Origin of the sequence: Desulfitobacterium metallireducens DSM 15288, from assembly GCF_000231405.2 — a bacterium.
Lineage (GTDB): Bacteria > Bacillota > Desulfitobacteriia > Desulfitobacteriales > Desulfitobacteriaceae > Desulfitobacterium_A > Desulfitobacterium_A metallireducens.
Genome location: NZ_CP007032.1, coordinates 1,594,495 through 1,611,245, shown reverse-complemented (window position 1 = coordinate 1,611,245; position 16,751 = coordinate 1,594,495). Strand labels below are relative to the sequence as shown.

17 protein-coding genes and 1 riboswitch are annotated in these 16,751 nt (G+C 41.4%); all 17 genes read left to right on the top strand.

Features of this window, described 5'->3' with window-relative positions; translation table 11 throughout:
* Position 1: 1 nt before the first annotated feature.
* Positions 2-430: a 2-oxoacid:acceptor oxidoreductase family protein gene (locus tag DESME_RS07755; protein ID WP_006717092.1), complete on the top strand. Its 429-nt coding sequence runs from the start codon at positions 2-4 to the stop codon at positions 428-430.
* An 11-nt stretch (positions 431-441) separates the two neighbouring features.
* Positions 442-1,767, top strand: coding sequence for an SLC13 family permease (locus DESME_RS07750; protein WP_006717090.1), 1,326 nt, complete (start codon positions 442-444; stop codon positions 1,765-1,767).
* A 90-nt stretch (positions 1,768-1,857) separates the two neighbouring features.
* Positions 1,858-3,033, top strand: coding sequence for an aconitase family protein (locus tag DESME_RS07745; protein ID WP_006717088.1), 1,176 nt, complete (start codon positions 1,858-1,860; stop codon positions 3,031-3,033).
* Positions 3,018-3,419: a hypothetical protein gene (locus tag DESME_RS07740; protein WP_006717086.1), complete on the top strand. Its 402-nt coding sequence runs from the start codon at positions 3,018-3,020 to the stop codon at positions 3,417-3,419. Before DESME_RS07745 ends, DESME_RS07740 begins: the two co-directional genes overlap by 16 nt.
* A gap of 137 nt (positions 3,420-3,556) precedes the next feature.
* Positions 3,557-4,579: a threonine aldolase family protein gene (locus DESME_RS07735; protein ID WP_006717084.1), complete on the top strand. Its 1,023-nt coding sequence runs from the start codon at positions 3,557-3,559 to the stop codon at positions 4,577-4,579.
* Positions 4,580-4,844: 265 nt separating this feature from the next.
* Positions 4,845-5,603 carry an NYN domain-containing protein gene (locus tag DESME_RS07730; RefSeq protein ID WP_006717082.1) on the top strand — a complete coding sequence of 253 codons (759 nt, stop codon included), beginning with the start codon at positions 4,845-4,847 and terminating at the stop codon, positions 5,601-5,603.
* 256 nt (positions 5,604-5,859) lie between these two features.
* Positions 5,860-6,081, top strand: a complete 222-nt coding sequence (locus DESME_RS07725; RefSeq protein WP_006717081.1) for a helix-turn-helix transcriptional regulator — start codon at positions 5,860-5,862, stop codon at positions 6,079-6,081.
* A gap of 231 nt (positions 6,082-6,312) precedes the next feature.
* A complete protein-coding gene (locus DESME_RS15365) occupies positions 6,313-6,669 on the top strand; it encodes an N-acetylmuramoyl-L-alanine amidase (protein ID WP_006717079.1) in 357 nt (118 codons plus the stop codon).
* Positions 6,670-6,976: 307 nt separating this feature from the next.
* Positions 6,977-8,500, top strand: coding sequence for a PAS domain-containing sensor histidine kinase (locus DESME_RS07715; RefSeq protein ID WP_006717077.1), 1,524 nt, complete (start codon positions 6,977-6,979; stop codon positions 8,498-8,500).
* A gap of 82 nt (positions 8,501-8,582) precedes the next feature.
* Positions 8,583-9,416 (top strand): adenosylmethionine decarboxylase, encoded by an 834-nt coding sequence (speD, locus tag DESME_RS07710; RefSeq protein ID WP_006717075.1) that lies wholly within the window; start codon positions 8,583-8,585, stop codon positions 9,414-9,416.
* 100 nt (positions 9,417-9,516) lie between these two features.
* Positions 9,517-10,509: a potassium channel family protein gene (locus DESME_RS07705; RefSeq protein WP_006717073.1), complete on the top strand. Its 993-nt coding sequence runs from the start codon at positions 9,517-9,519 to the stop codon at positions 10,507-10,509.
* Positions 10,510-10,631: 122 nt separating this feature from the next.
* Positions 10,632-10,735: riboswitch (SAM riboswitch) on the top strand.
* An 81-nt stretch (positions 10,736-10,816) separates the two neighbouring features.
* Entirely contained in the window at positions 10,817-11,830 is a 1,014-nt protein-coding gene (locus DESME_RS07700; RefSeq protein WP_006717070.1) for a methionine ABC transporter ATP-binding protein, read from the top strand.
* Positions 11,820-12,494 (top strand): methionine ABC transporter permease, encoded by a 675-nt coding sequence (locus DESME_RS07695; RefSeq protein WP_006717069.1) that lies wholly within the window; start codon positions 11,820-11,822, stop codon positions 12,492-12,494. The genes DESME_RS07700 and DESME_RS07695 overlap by 11 nt, the downstream gene beginning before the upstream one ends.
* A gap of 18 nt (positions 12,495-12,512) precedes the next feature.
* Complete coding sequence (locus DESME_RS07690) at positions 12,513-13,343, top strand: MetQ/NlpA family ABC transporter substrate-binding protein (protein ID WP_006717068.1); 831 nt, start codon at positions 12,513-12,515, stop codon at positions 13,341-13,343.
* A gap of 91 nt (positions 13,344-13,434) precedes the next feature.
* On the top strand, positions 13,435-14,535 hold the full coding sequence (locus DESME_RS07685; protein ID WP_084553172.1) for an iron-containing alcohol dehydrogenase family protein: 1,101 nt from the start codon (positions 13,435-13,437) through the stop codon (positions 14,533-14,535).
* On the top strand, positions 14,528-15,694 hold the full coding sequence (locus DESME_RS07680; RefSeq protein ID WP_006717066.1) for a pyridoxal phosphate-dependent aminotransferase: 1,167 nt from the start codon (positions 14,528-14,530) through the stop codon (positions 15,692-15,694). Before DESME_RS07685 ends, DESME_RS07680 begins: the two co-directional genes overlap by 8 nt.
* A 76-nt stretch (positions 15,695-15,770) precedes the next feature.
* Positions 15,771-16,619, top strand: a complete 849-nt coding sequence (locus DESME_RS07675) for an MBL fold metallo-hydrolase (protein WP_006717065.1) — start codon at positions 15,771-15,773, stop codon at positions 16,617-16,619.
* Positions 16,620-16,751 lie beyond the last annotated feature (132 nt).

Below are 16,751 nucleotides of genomic sequence, written 5' to 3'. Positions count from 1 at the left end.
TGTGGTTGAACTCAGATTTCATGGACGTTATGGTCAACCTGTGGGAAAAGTAACAAGAGCTATAGGCAAGCAGCTCATGACTGAAGGAAAACATGTTCAAGTCTTTGATGGCTTTGGTGCATTCCGTCCTGGCAACCCAATGTACTCCACTCTAAGAGTCTCAGACGAGGTTATCCTTGAACGCTCGGTTAATGACACAACCCCAGATATTGTCGTCGTCTTGGACAATAGCCTTTTCGAGGTTGCTGATGTGACGAAAGGACTCAAATCCGGCGGTAAAGTTATGGCTCTACAAGTTACCTCAGAGGTTCTCAGTGAAAAAGCCAAGAAGATAGAATTTCTTCCAATGGATCCCGGATTTAACAAAGACGCTGCTCCTGAACTGGAGCTCCTCAAAGTGTTGAAAGAGAATCATATTTTCGGAATGTAAGGAGGAAGGTTATGTTCAGCGTTAGATTTTTGGCTGATACAGGTTTTGCCCATTTTCTAGCTAATAACATGGATGTTATATCCTTGTTACTGCTAGTGGTAGCCATTATCATTTCTATTTGGAAAAATACCAACCTCGGAACACTTTCCTTAGGCTTAGCTCTTATTGTAGGCTATTTTATCGGTGGAGTACCCATTAAGACGTTGATCGCCGGATATCCCACGAGCTTGCTCATAATGCTCGCCGGTGTCACTTTTCTTTTTGGTATTGCTCAGACGAATGGTACTTTGGAAAAGATTACGACCTATACCGTTAAATCCGCAAAAGGCAATGTCGCGGTCATTCCTATCGTCTTATTCTTCTTAGCTTTTGCCGTTTCCTCAATTGGACCTGGTCAAATCTCTACTGCTGCTTTGTTAGCAGCCCCAGTTATGGTCTTGGCTACAGAAGTTGGAATTCCACCCCTTCTTATGGCCTTGGTCGTAGGAAATGGTGCTCAAGCGGGTGCCATGTCCCCACTAGCTCAAAACGGAATTGTCGGTAACTCTGTTTTAGCCCAGATGGGTATTCATGATATGGCGATGACCTTATGGCTCAACATGCTTATTGTACACATTCTCGTGGCAGCACTGGCCTATTTCCTCTTTGGCGGGATGAAATTATGGAAAAAACGCAATGATGTGAACAGTCCTGCTTTGGTTTTAGCTAAAATCCATGTTGAACCCTTTAATAATCAACAGAGATGGACATTGGGTGCTATTGCCTTTTTAGTTATCGGGGTTGTGTTCTTTAATCTTGATATCGGTTTCACTTCTTTCTTACTGGGTTCCATTCTCATCCTGATGAAATGTGGCGATGAGAAGGCAGCTTTTAAATCAATGCCTTGGGGAGCAATCATGCTCGTAACGGGTGTTTCTGTTATGGTTTCCCTGATGTCAAAAATCGGGGGTATGAATCTCTTTGCTGAAATTATGTCCAATTTCTCCACACCGTTTACAGCCAATCTGGTGGTGGGTTTCTTCTCAGGTATTGTATCGGCCTATGCCAGTACTTCGGGAGTTATTATGCCCGCCTTCCTGCCTATGGCGCCACTCCTTCTTGAAAAAATTGGGGCCAACCCTGCAGCTCTTCCTGGCTTAATTACAACGATCGTTGTGGCCGGTCACCTTACAGATATGAGTCCGCTTTCAACCACTGGAGCAGTATTTATCTCTGGTGCACCAGATAGTGTGGATTCCAAACCATTGTTTAAAGGAATGATGATTTGGGGCTTGTCGATGTCGGTCGTCGGAGCAGTTCTCTGCTGGTTCCTTTACACAGTTCTAGGAATTCTTTAGAACTTAAATTTTAATAAAATTGAAGGGGATGCGGCACTTGAACTAAGCGTTCAAGGTGTCGCACCCCCTTTCAAAAAAGGGGGGCTTGTGATGCCATTTTTCTCACAATCTTTAGCAAAGGCTGCTTCATTGATTGAAGTTGTCTCTGGACAAGAAATTAAGGTCAAAGTTAATCTTATCCTCGGGCATGATGGGACTGCCTCTAAATTACTTAAGACATGGAAAAATTCAGAATTTGAAAAAGCACCTGAAAATAAGGTCCTGATAACCATCGATCATGCTTATCCAGCCCCTACGATTCAGGAACGAACTTTACAACAAGAGCTTTTCAAGGTTTCTAATGAGATGGATCTTCACTTATATAGTCATGGGGAAGGAGTATTGCATCAAGTCGTCGCTGAAGAAGGATCTTTACGACCCGGGATGATTATTGTCGGAGCCGACGGACATGTCGCCACTTCAGGAGCATTCGGGGCTCTGGCGTTCTCTCTTTCTGCAGAAGAATTGGTGAACCCCCTCGAAACAGGCTATTATAAGTTGACCGTACCTGAAATTGTCACAATTACATTAGAAAATCAGCTCCAGTCTAATGTCATGGCCAGGGATGTAGCTCTTTATATCTTAGGAAAGTGGGGTTCGAACATTAAAGGTAAAGCTGTTGCTTTAACCGGATCTTTCTTAGAACAAGCAAGTATCGCAAGCAAAATGGCCTTATGTAATTTACTCCCGGAAGCAGGAGTTGTCACAGCTTTTGTTCTTCCTTCCCAAGAAGAAGCAGAAGGTGAAGTATACCAGGTCGACGTGAGTGTCATTGAACCCATGATTGCTGTTCCTCCTTCTCCAACTCATGTTCAATCGGTTAAGGACTTAGTAGGAAAGAAGATAACAGTAGCCATCCTTGGAGGCTGTTCAGCTGGCAGAATAGAGGATATGATGATCTGTGCCGCAGTTTTAAAAGGAAGAAAGATACCTCCAGAGGTAACGCTTATCATCACGCCTGCCTCCAGTAAAATTGCTAACGAAATGGATGAGCTTGGCTTAACGCCAATTCTTCGAAAGAGTGGAGCGATCATAATGCCTCCAGGTTGTGGTCCTTGTCCAGGAAAACACTTTGGACTGCTTTCGCCCCAAGATGTAGCAATAACGACGACCATCCGCAATTCACCGGGACGTATAGGCTCTGAGGATGCAGAAATTCTTCTGGCTTCACCACGGACCGTTGCCGAATCGGCACTCAAGGGAGTGATTTCATGCCCGAAATCATAACGCGCCCCAAAGAAGTGGAATATGCGATAAAATTGCTGTTAACATCTTTGGTTTTTGGAGTTGTTGCAGGATTCACCAATATTTCCGCCTCAACAGACAACGATTACCTCATAATTTACTCCTACATCATCTTATTAGGCTTGCTTTTTAACGGCTATTTTGTCTATAAGATATCTCAAAATCGTAACTGGGCCAGAAAGTTTTATATTGTATTTACTTTGCTGAGTCTAATCTATTATGTACCCCAATGGGTTACGCTGTTTACATCGGTACCGTTTAACGGTTTATTACAAATGGTGAATATACTCATACAACTTAGTGCTGTATATTTTCTCTTGCACAAAGGAGCTAAGGAATGGTTTCAACTCGTAAATAATAAAGGTTGATATTATCATAAAATATATAGATCCTTATGGACTGTCTGACATTTTCAGACAGTCTTTTTTGAGCTGCGAATTCGTGATATTATTAAATTTAACGGAAAATGAAGTTTAACAACAAACATTAAGATGGAGGCTAACCAATGTACAGCTTTACTAACGATTACAGTGAAGGGGCACACCCTAGAATCCTGAACGCTTTAATGGAATCAAACCTCAAGCAAGCGGACGGTTATGGAGAAGATCGCTATTCACGTCAAGCAATGGAAGTGTTAAAGAAACGAATCGGACGGAACGATATTGATATTCACTTTCTATCAGGCGGGACACAAACGAATCTTATCGCTATTTCTGCTTTCTTAAGACCTCATGAAGCCGCGATTGCAGCCAATACCGGCCATATTTTAGGACATGAGACTGGAGCAATCGAGGCCACTGGGCATAAAGTTATATCAGTAGAAGTGAGTGACGGAAAATTGAATCCTTCTCATCTTCAAGCGGTACTCAAGGATCATCCTGATGAGCATATGGTAAAACCTAAGTTAGTTTATATTTCCGATTCGACAGAATTAGGAACGATATACAGTAAAAGCGAACTTGAACATCTCAGTAAATTCTGTAAGGAAAACAAGCTTTTTTTATACATGGATGGTGCCCGCTTGGGTTCAGCTTTGAGCTCCCGAGAAAATGACTTGGACCTCTCTGATTTGGCAACCTATCTGGATGCGTTCTATATCGGCGGAACAAAGAATGGTGCACTTCTCGGAGAAGCCCTTGTGATTTGTCGTGATTCACTAAAGGAGGATTTTCGATATTCTTTAAAACAAAAAGGAGCACTCCTTGCGAAAGGAAGGCTCCTGGGGATACAGTTTCTTGAGCTTTTTAGGGACAACCTGTATTTTGATTTGGCAAGTCACGCCAATAAGATGGCAAGTTTGCTTAGAGAGGCTATAACTCAAGCCGGTTTAGGATTTCTCTCCGACTCATCGACAAATCAGATATTTCCGATTCTGCCTAATTCTTTAATTGCAGATCTTAAAGCTGGATATTCCTTTTCCTTCTGGAAAAAGATTGATTCAGATCATTCCGCTATCCGGCTCGTGACCTCCTGGGCGACACCCGAGGAAGCCGTATCCTCATTTATTACAAAATTGAATAATCAATAGTTTTATACCAAGGATATTAATACCACAGTCGTGCAATAGCGCGGCTGTGGTATTATATTTTTTCTGAAAAGGCGCCTATTTCGTGATGGGGACTTAATTGCTCCAATTAAGGAGCGTGAAAGATTCCAGACAGAACGGATCTGAGCACTAAAGAACTCAAAGGGATTACTTCCGGTAATTATGATATAATCACCATAAAGTGATAATTCATTGACTGCTTTGATTAAATGTATAATAAACTATATCTAAGTAAGGGGATATTCAAATGGAAAACGATAAGAAAATCGCAGTTTTAATTGACGCAGATAATGTATCGGATAAATATATAAAATATATCCTTGATGAAGTGTCCAACCATGGAATTCCTACGTATAAGAGAATCTATGGGGATTGGACAAAGCCTCAACTGGGCTCATGGAAAACAGTGTTACTTAATTATTCGATTACCCCAATTCAGCAATATAGCTATACGACAGGTAAAAACGCGACAGATTCAGCCCTAATCATTGATGCAATGGATATACTCTATTCCAACCATGTTGATGGTTTTTGCATTGTTTCCAGTGACAGTGATTTCACAAAACTCGCTTCAAGGCTCCGAGAAGCTGGCATGTATGTCATCGGCATGGGTGAAAAGAAAACCCCAACACCATTTATTGCAGCTTGCGAAAAATTTAAATATCTTGAAGTTTTAGCTGGGATTTCTTCAAATCCTTATCAAATCACAGCGAATCCAAAAATAGAAAAACCCGAGTTACTAAAGGATGGCATGGCAAGTATCGAAGAGTTAATCAAAACCATAAAAATGATCATCACGGAGAGTTCAGATGAAGATGGATGGGCTTTTTTAGGCGAGGTAGGGAAAAGGCTTAATAAGCGTTATCCAGACTTTGATACTCGTAACTACGGTCACACCAAACTCACCCCGCTAATTTCATCTTTGAAGCAATTTGAAATTCAGCCTCGGAAAACGAGTAATCCCCACATCATTCATTATTTTGTTAGAAATATAATGAGAAAATAAATAGAAATTGATCCTTATTTAAACCTCCATGAGGATGTCTTTGACGGACACCCCTTGGAGGCTGTTTTTTATGCGCGACCCTGCATAACACCTCCGTACAACAATTTCTTTCTTCGTCGAAACTTGGCGAAAATGATTATTCATAACCGATTATTTGTCGAACAACTCTGAACTATTGTTCTAACTTTAGGAACAGGATATAATTGGCTAAGAATAAGTATTCTATATTATATGAAGAATAGAGAGGGGTAACAGAATGGAAAGTAGTGCAATGTATCATGGAAACAAAGTGAGAACCTTACGCTTACATGCGGGAATTGCGACCCAAAAGGAGCTTGCTAATCGGGCTAAAATTTCGCCAACGATCATTAGTGATTTAGAACGCGGACGACGGGAGCTGAATCCTTCCTGGGCAATGCGAATCGCCGAGGCCGTGGGCACCTCGTGGCAAAATCTATTTGAGGAGGAAGTAGAATGAAGAGTTGTAGTGTGTAATTTCACAACCGATCTCCAGTCGTCCTGTTGACAGGTTGTACCGATCTGGATAAACTATAATCAGAACAAACGTTCTCGGGCAGGGGAATTTGTTCATGAACTCTTCCTGCCCGGAGATTCGTGAACATCCCTTGTGAATAGCAGTCGGCAGGTCCGGCTGCTTTTTTACGTAGAGAACATCGGTTGAAGCATAAGAAATGGAGGGGTCAAATCAATGGAATGGCAAAAAGTCGTGGTTCATCATTCAGCTAGTCCGATTAGTGTACGTCGAGGAAAAGATATCATTCCTGTAAATGCGGCCATGATTCGGGAGTGGCATCTGACTAAAGGGTGGAGTGATATCGGGTATCACTTTATAATTCTTCCGGATGGACATTGTGAGGAAAGGCGGCCGCTTTATCGACCCGGAGCCCATTGCAACGTTTCTTATCGTAACTTCATTGGGATTTGGATCTGTTTAGTTGAGAACTTTAGCGAACTTGAGGAGGTACCAGAAGCTCAACTGAATGGTCTAACGGATAAGCTTGTATCCTTGATGGCAGCATTTCACTTAAGTCTTCAGGATATCTAGTTACATCGTGAAGTTCCAGGAGCAGCAACAGAATGTCCGGGCCGCTATTTTCCAGCAGATATTCTAAGGAAAGAACTTCAAGAGCGATTTAGTTTGTAATCTGCTCATAAAATGAATAATCAGAGCAAAAGCTCCGTCACTTGATTAACAGGTGGCGGAGCTTCTGCTGTTAAGAAAGTTTTTTGAGATTTCTTGCAGGAAATTTATGAGTTAGGAAAATTTAAGTAGGAAAATAATAAATTTATGCAGAATTTAATACAAAGCTACAGGCCTATGCCTTTGTACTCTTGTCGGAGGAGGGATAATAATGAACATGCTTGCCGCGCTGAACTTCAACCCCAATTTGCAAAGGATTTTAATGAACTCGAAGCTTCTTGATATAATTCCCGGCGGGTTTTCCATCGCAACGGATGTCAGTTGTGAAACCATCATCCATAATCCAGTGACAGCCAATTTCTTACGAATAGAACCCTATGGCCTGTTTTCTCATTCAGCGAAAGTTCCGCCCCCAGTAAAAGTCTATCAAAAGGGTAAGTTTATACCTGCAGAAGATATGCCTATTGAACAAGCAGCCTGGTATGGAAAAGAAACAGTAGGGTGTGAATTAGAATTTGTATGGGAAGATGGTATTTCTAAAATTGCCCGTTGGAATGCCAGCCCATTACGTAATGAAAATGGTATTATTTGTGGATGTATAGCAACGATGGAAGATATAACCGATGTCGTTCAGATGACGAGAGAACTTCAAAGACATGAAGTGCATTTAGAGGAGATGGTTCATGAACGCACTGATGCACTACAAAAATCAGAAGAACGATTTGCTAAAGTCTTTCTCAATAATCCCCAAGCCCTTTCAATATATCGAAGTTCAGACTTTCGTTTGCTTGAAGCTAATTATCAATTTTCAAGGGCTTTAAACGTCTTACCTGAAGAGTTAATAGGCAAATCTCCCATAGAGTTGGGTCTGCCTGAAAGTGAATTTTCAATACTAATGGACGTGTTGGAAAAGCAAGAGTCAATTCATAATCTTGAAATCTGTTATTTGAAGGGCAACGCTAAAAAGGTCTCCGTTTTCTTATCAGCGGAGCATATTCAATTAAATGGTGAAGAGTGTATATTAGTCTCCTCATCTAATATTACGGAAATGAAAAAAATGCAAGATGATATAGCTCGGCTGGATCGACTTAATCTAGTTGTAAAAATGGCGGCAGGAATTGCTCACGAAATCCGCAATCCCATGACTGCCGTTCGAGGATATCTTCAACTTCTTGAGAAAAAGCCGGAATTTGAATACTACGGTAACACGTTGGAGTTAATGATTAGTGAAATTGACCGTGCCAATTCGATTATAACGGAATACCTATCCCTTGCGAGGAATGCACCGACGGATTCAACAAGTATAAATATAAATGACATCTTGAGTAATTTGTATCCATTACTCGAGGCTGAAGCTTATAACCAAAGCAAACAAGTTGTGTTTCTTGCTGGGGATACACCAGATATATTGATGAGTTCGAAAGAAATTACGCAAATGATCCTCAACTTAGCTCGAAACGGTCTGGATGCCATGAGGGAGCAAGGAACGCTTACGATCAGAACGTATACAAAGGATGAGCAAGTGGTATTGGCTGTGCAGGATGAGGGAATCGGTATTCCACAAGAGAATCTAGAAAAGTTGGGAATACCCTTTTTTACAACCAAGGAGAATGGCACGGGGCTAGGACTCGCTTCAAGCTATAGTATCATCGAGCGTCACAAGGGTAAAATTGAAGTAGAGAGCGGACCCGCTGGAACGATATTTTTTGTATATTTTCCAATCCAGGTTTCATGATAGGTAGTTATTATTATATACAAAAGGTATAATTAAGTTAGCTAAAACATAGAGTATAGATCAGACAGCATGGAGGAGTACGATGAACGTAAAACCACTAAAAAAGTTAAAGCTTTATGGTTTTAATAATTTGACGAAAACGTTAAGCTTTAATATGTATGATATTTGTTATGCTAAAACCCCAGAACATCGGGATGCTTATATTGAGTATATTGACGAAGAATATAATGCGGAAAGACTGACGAATATTCTAACTGAAGTCGCTCGAATCATCGGCGCGAATATACTTAACATTGCCCAACAAGATTATGATCCCCAAGGGGCTAGCGTAACGATGCTTATTGCTGAGGAACACGTGGAACCCGGTAAACCACCAGATGATGAGCCCTTTGAGCCGATGGTAACTGAAAATGTGAAACCCCTTCCTGAAGCGGTCGTAGCTCATCTAGACAAAAGTCATATTACGGTGCATACCTATCCTGAAAGTCATCCTCATGGGGGGATCAGTACCTTTCGCGCAGACATAGACGTGTCGACATGTGGAGAAATCTCACCACTGAAGGCACTCAACTATCTTATGACAAGCTTTTGTTCGGATATAGTTACCGTGGATTACCGTGTTCGAGGATTCACACGAGATATTAATGGCAGAAAAATATTTATCGATCATAAAATCAATTCAATTCAAAATTATATCAATTATAAAACAAGAGATCTTTATCAGATGATTGATGTTAATGTGTATCAGGAAAAAATCTTCCATACGAAAATGCTGCTAAAGGATTTTGACCTGGATAATTATCTCTTTGGAACAGCAAAAAAAGAACTTTCTATTGGAGAAAAACGAAAGATCAAGCAACGTCTAAAAAAAGAAATGTCTGAGATTTTCTATGGACAAAATATGTCTAAAATGTAAATTCAATTGAATATTTTAATGCGTGGGTTGAGAAGCAAAGCATAAAGGTCTCTCGCCAACGCATTTTTTATTAGGTATTTTACTTGAAAGGGACTATAGAATGTATAAACATTTCAGAACAACATTTTTCGCTATAACTCTGGTCCTGTTGGTGGGGATGTTTGGACTAATGTTGTCTGAGCATCTAAGTGCTTGGCAGGCACTCTTTCTGACGGCTGAAACGTTAACAACTGTGGGGTTTGGCGATATTCAAGTTCAGTCTCGAGCAGGGCAAGTTATCCTGCTTGTATTGATGCTTGGCGGGGTCGCGGTGAGCGTTTATTTTGTGGGACGTATGATGGGCTTTATCATCGAAGGTCATTTGGCGGATGTGTACGGGAAACGAAAGAGGGAAAAGAAAATGTCACAGCTAAAAGATCACATCATTATTTGCGGAGCAGGACGGGTTGGGCAACAGGTAGCCAAGTACCTTACAGAAGATAAAACCATGGTTGTCATCATCGAACAAAGAGAAGAGTTAGTCCAAGAATATCTTAAGCAGGGGTTTTTAGTGATTCCAGGCGATGCTACTCAGGATGAGATTCTTAAAAGGGCTGGAATTGAACATGCCCGGGGCTTAATTACGGCTCTGCCCGAAGATGCTCTCAATGTTTTTGTTACTCTGACGGCTAAAGGTTTAAATCCTCAGATTCAAGTCGTTGCCCGGGTAGATAAGTTGGAATCTGAAGCGAAACTTTATCGAGCGGGAGCAGATCGAGTGATTTCTCCGGCCATTCTCAGCGGTCGGCGGATGGCTCTAGCGATCATGAAGCCGATGAGTATTGATTACCTGGACACAGTCGTACATGATCACAATATTCAAATCGAAATTGAAGAAATTCAGGTTGAACAAGGATCCCAACTGAATGGCCTCACCCTTGGGGAGAGCAAGATTAAACAGAACACAGGGGCAACGATTCTCGCGATCATTCGCGGTGATCAGGTTTTGAGTAATCCTAGTGCAACAGAACAGATTTCTGCAGACGATGTTCTCATCGTTTTTGGGTTGAGAGAGCAGGTGGAACGATTGGGAAATGTAGCCACAAGCCGGTAGAAGATATGAAAGAAATCTGTTGACAAAACGTCTGTTATGTAATAGTATAATTTCAATCACTGTTAATTATATAAAGTACATAGGATTACTTAGTATTTAATTCACAAATGAATATGCAATTATGCTTATCCAGAGTGACCGAGGGTCTGGCCCGATGACGTCCGGCAACCCCCTTAGGGGAAGGTGCCAATTCCTGCAGAATGACTAACATTCTGAAAGATAAGTCGAAACACTGTTATTTTTCGATGCCTCTTTCAGTTTGAAAGAGGCATTTTTGAATATTACTGAGAAATAAGGAGGGAATGATATGATCGAAATTCGTAATCTTTCAAAGGTTTATGATACAAAAAGCGGAACCGTGAGTGCTGTCGATAGTGTGTCCTTAACTATTCAAGAAGGTGAAATTTTTGGTATTGTAGGTTACTCAGGGGCGGGAAAAAGTTCCTTACTTCGTTGCATCAATCTGTTAGAAAAGCCAACCTCGGGGAGAATCACTGTAGATGGGAAGGATCTAACCTGTTTAAAAAGCGAAGATCTACGTCAAGCCCGATTAAAAATAGGCATGATTTTTCAACATTTCTATTTAATCAGCCAAAAAACGGTGTTTGAGAATGTCGCATTTTCCCTGAAAGCGGCTAAGGTACCGACTGCCAAAATCAAAGAGAGAGTGGAAAAACTGCTTGAATTGGTCGGTCTTGCCGAGAAAAGAGATGTCTATCCTGCACAGTTAAGCGGCGGGCAAAAACAAAGAGTAGCGATCGCTCGGGCCCTTGCAAATAATCCAACCGTCCTTCTATGCGATGAAGCGACTTCGGCCTTAGATCCAACGACGACAAAGTCCATCTTAAGTTTACTCAAAAGAATCAATAAGGAATTTAATATCACAATTGTTTTGATTACGCACGAAATGAACGTGGTGAAGGAAATTTGTAACCGAATGGCCATCATGCAAGACGGAAGAGTTATCGAAGAAGGCTCTGTCTATGATCTGTTTGCCAGTCCGCAAGCAGTACTGACCCAAGAATTTATCGCCAGTGTTGTTTCCTTTGAAATACCCGAGGTTATTTTAAAGAGCTGTAAAGGCCCTCTGGTTAAAATAACCTTCAAGGGGGATGTGGCTGGAGAGGGAATCATTTCCGATACGCTCCAAAAATTTAACGTCAAAGGGAACTTTCTGCATGGTTCCATTGAATATATTCAAGAGTTACCGCTGGGCATCTTTATTATGGAACTAAAAGGGCAAAAGGAAGAAATTGCGAGGGCCCTCCAGTATATTGAAAGCCGTGAAGTGAAAGTGGAGGTGTTACACAATGGGCTTTGAGTTTAATCATTTTCTCGAACTTATCCCAGATATTAACGCAGCGTTTATCCAAACCATTTATATGATTTCCATTTCCTTATTTATTGCGATTTTGATTGGCTTGCCCATTGGAATCCTTCTCTATATTACTGACCAAGGATTATTTATGGAAAATCGGACCGTCCAGAATATTTTAGGTTTTGTTGTTAATATGGTGCGGTCCATTCCATTCATCATTTTACTGGTCGCACTTATACCCTTAACCGAATTTCTCGTGGGTACAACCATTGGTCCGACAGCAGCTAGCGTTTCCTTATCGGTTGCAGCCATTCCTTTTTTTGGACGTATCGTAGAATCCTCCTTACGTGAGATTGATAAAGGCGTCATTGAGGCTGCGATTGCTGTGGGAGCAACTCCCTGGATGATCATCAAGGAGGTACTGCTCCTCGAAGCGCGATCAGGGATTATCTCAGGTGTCACCTTAACGCTGATTAGTTTAATTGGTTTTTCAGCCATGGCCGGGACAGTTGGGGGTGGCGGAATCGGTGATTTGGCCATTCGCTTCGGATATTATCGCTATGATAACACCATCATGATTGCTACCGTTGTGATTTTAATTGTTTTAGTTCAAGTTATCCAATTTGCTGGTGATTTTATTGCCAAAGTTGTAGATAAAAGGAAATAACAGAAAGAGGGAAATTTCATGAAAAAATGGTTAGCCGTATTAACAGTCATTTTAGCCGTAGGAGTTCTAGCCGGTTGCGGCACGAGCAAGACTGCTGGACAACAGACAACCACAGCAGCCAAAGAAATCAAATTTGGAGCGACTGCAGGTCCCTATAGTGACATGGTCACCAAGGCCATAAAACCGGGTTTAGAAAAATTGGGCTATACCGTGAAAGTTGTTGAGTTTAGCGATTATATCCAACCCAATAAAGCGTTGAATAATGGCGATATCCAAGCCAATCTTTTTCAGCACACGATTTACCTAGAAAACTTTGAAAAAGAAAATAAAATGGATTTAACCGCTTTAATTTCAGTTCCAACAGCACCCATGGGCATTTATTCAAAGAAATATAAATCCCTAGCTGAAGTGAAAGACGGAGCATCGGTCAGCATTCCGAATGACCCTACCAATGCAGCACGTGCTTTTAATACCCTCCAAGATCAAGGTATCATTAAAGTTAAGGCGGATGCCGATCCACTCAAAGTTTCCGAAAAGGATATCATCGAAAATCCGAAAAAATTAGTCTTTAAACCGCTTGAATCCGGCCAGCTTCCTCGTTCTGTAGACAGTGTCGACCTAGCAGCCGTACCTGGAAACTTCGCCATAGCAGCTAAAATGAACTTGCTTGATGCTTTAGCACTTGAAAATATGCTCGATCCATATCGCAATGTTGTCGCTGTAACAGCTGCTAATGAAAATTCACAAATCGCCAAAGATATCAAAACCGTTATCCAATCTGATGAATTTAAAAATGTTATTGATACAGAATTCAAAGGTTTTGGAAAACCGACATGGATGACCAAATAATATAAAGGCCATTTAGGTAGTCTTCCCAAATCTGTTATTTCGATTGGGGAAGACTGCTGTTTTGTAGTCATCTGAAGCGAAGAAAAGAGTGATGAAAGTGGAAAGCTTTTCAGTGCACGGAGCACCGAGTGAATATATTCTAATTGAAGGTGTTTTAGATCAGTTAGAAGCGAAGCTCCTGGAACGAAGCTATCACAAAGTTCTCATTGTGCATGGGATAAACTCTTGGCAGGCAGCCAAGACGTTTTGGCCCCAATTTACCCAGATTAAATATGAAGAATTTACCTATGGTGGCGAATGTTCGATCGCGGAAATTGAAACGCTTCGAAAAATTGTAGTTGAAAATTCCTATGATGGACTCCTCGCAGTCGGCGGTGGAAAAGTCCTTGATCTCGTTAAAGCGGTAAGTCATTTAACCCATAAATCCTTTATCCTTATACCCACACTCGCTTCGAATTGTTCTCCCTGGACTCCACTCAGTGTCATTTACGATGAATCTGGAGCCTTTATTCGTTATGATATTTATCCTAACAGTGCAAGTCTTGTGGTCATCGAGCCGAGAATTCTCGTCAATGCACCGATCAACCTGCTTATCGCGGGTATTGGAGATACTCTAGCCAAATGGTATGAAGCCGATGTCCAAATGGCAGCGATTGAGAACAAACCTATTCCTCTTCAAATATCCCACTATGCCGCAAGACAATGTAAAGAAATATTGCTTGCCCATTCCGAAGGAGCAATCCACGCCGCGAAAACCGGCACTTCAAACGATGACTTTGTTAAAGTCGCTGAGACGATTATCGTTCTGGCCGGAATGGTGGGCGGATTTGGCGATCAATATGGACGAATTGCCGGTGCCCATGCAATTCATAATGGACTCACGATTCTAGAAGAAACACATCATGCTCTCCATGGCGAAAAAGTGGCCTATGGCATTCTGGTTCAGCTCGTCTTAGAGGAGAAATGGGAGGAAATCAAGTCATTGATTCCTTTTTATCAGACGCTAAAATTGCCCGTTTCATTATCTCAGCTCGGGGTTAAGGAAATAACTGAAACGATCATTAACGCACTAGCCCAAAAATCGGCCATTCCCGAAGAATCAATCCATGTTATGCCGATTGGACCGATCACTGCTTCAAGAGTCAGCGAGGCAATAACGACTCTTGAGCAAAGAGGAGGATACTATGCCTAATTTAAGCCATAGAACAGAGGGCTTTACCGAGTCCATCATTCGAAAAATGACAAGGATATGTAACCAATTTAATGCGGTCAACTTATCCCAAGGTTTTCCGGATTTTGACCCTCCGCAACAAATTTTAGATCGACTAAAGGAAGTATCTCATGAGGGACCCCATCAGTATGCCGTCACCTGGGGAGCAGATAACTTTCGAGTAGCACTAGCCCGGAAACAATCTAAGCTGATGAATCGAACGATAGACCCTGATAGTGAGCTTGTCGTGACCTGTGGAAGTACCGAAGCTATGATGGCCGCGATGATGACCATATGTGATCCAGGGGATAAAGTCATTGTATTTTCACCCTTTTATGAGAATTACACGGCAGACACTATTCTATCAGGAGCGGAACCTATTTTTGTCCCTCTTCATCCACCGGAATTCAATTTTAATGTAGATGAATTGGAAGCTGCCTTTAAGCAAAAACCTAAAGCCCTTATTTTATGCAATCCTTCGAATCCGAGCGGCAAAGTATTTATGTATTCCGAGCTTAAAGTTATTGCTGATTTCGCTGAAAAATATGATACGTTTGTGATTACAGATGAAGTCTATGAGCATATTGTCTATAAGCCTTACGTCCATACCTATTTCGCATCGCTGCCCCATATGTTTGAAAGAACGATTTCTTGTAGTTCGCTTTCGAAAACGTATTCGATTACAGGCTGGAGACTGGGCTACATTATCGCGCCTCCTCATATCATCGATGTGGCCAAAAAAGTCCATGACTTTTTAACGGTAGGAGCTGCAGCACCACTGCAAGAAGCCGCTGTCGTGGGTCTTAATTTTTCGGATGACTACTATGAAGAATTGCAACGCCACTATACTGAAAAAAGAAATCTTTTTATTAAAGGCTTAGAGAATTTAAACCTGGCCTATACGACACCTCAAGGTGCATATTATGTGATGATGGATATTTCTGAATTTGACAGTCGGGACGACAATGAATTTTGTGAGTGGCTTGCCCAAGAAGTTGGGGTAGGTGCAGTCCCTGGATCGAGCTTTTTTAGAGAAGATGTCAATCATCTGATCCGGTTCCACTTTGCGAAGAAAACAGAGACACTTCACGAGGCTTTAAATCGCTTGTCCACCTTAAGGAAAAAGTTTAAAAGGATTTAGGGACTGCTTCGGGCAGGGAACAACTTCAAAGATGAATTAAATTGTGCGAGATAATATAATGAAACGAAGGAAGTTTATGGGATTAGAGAATGAAAATAAACACACGGTCCTTCAACCGAAATACATTCCCACACCTGAAAAATGGAGGAATGAAGATCTTACACTAACTTGGCTTGGCCATGCTGGATTTCTCATTAATTTTCATGGGACCAAAATTCTAATCGATCCTGCTTTATATGACAAAATTGGGATTACACCCATTGGAAATTATACGCTAGGGGTTAAACGGTATGTTCAAAGCCCCTTACCCGCTACCCAAATCGGCCAGGTTGATTTACTCATTTGTTCTCATGCGCATACGGATCATTTTGATTACCCAACTCTACGTCATTTTCAATCCGCGAAAACTTCCGTCTTCACGGCTAAAAATACTAAACAACTCTGGGATGGAATGAGTTTCCAATCCATTGATGAAATTCAGTGGGGGGAAGAAAAACAATTCGGAGCCTTGAAGGTAAAGGCTATTGAAGGCAGGCACTGGGGAGCTAGGCTTCCTTGGAATAAAGAAATGCAGGCCAATAGTATCTTAATATCCAAAAATGGCGTCAACCTGTTTTTTGGAGCGGATACAGGGTATACGGAAGCGATTCAGCAACAACTTCGTGAAGTAGACATTGATTTAGCTATTATGGGGATTGGAGCTTACTCTCCCAAGTCCTTTGAGGCCCATCATGCCACACCTGAGCAAGCCATTCAGATGGCAGAAGAAATCGGCGCGAAGAAGATCTTACCGATGCATTGGGGGACTTTTAAGCTATCCCAAGAGTGTATAGACGAACCGATAAAACGGTTTAATCTAGCAATGTCTGGTAAGCTCGATAAGATTGCAATTCAGGATATCGGAGCTACTTGGATTAAGAGTTAAGGGACCGTTTCAGTTATGAATACTTTAAGATTGATAAATTGATAAATTGAATAGATAGACCGTAAACGCTGGTTACTTTTGGGTAATCGGCGTTTATATATTACATCAGTAGATTGCCTTGGAATTAAATAA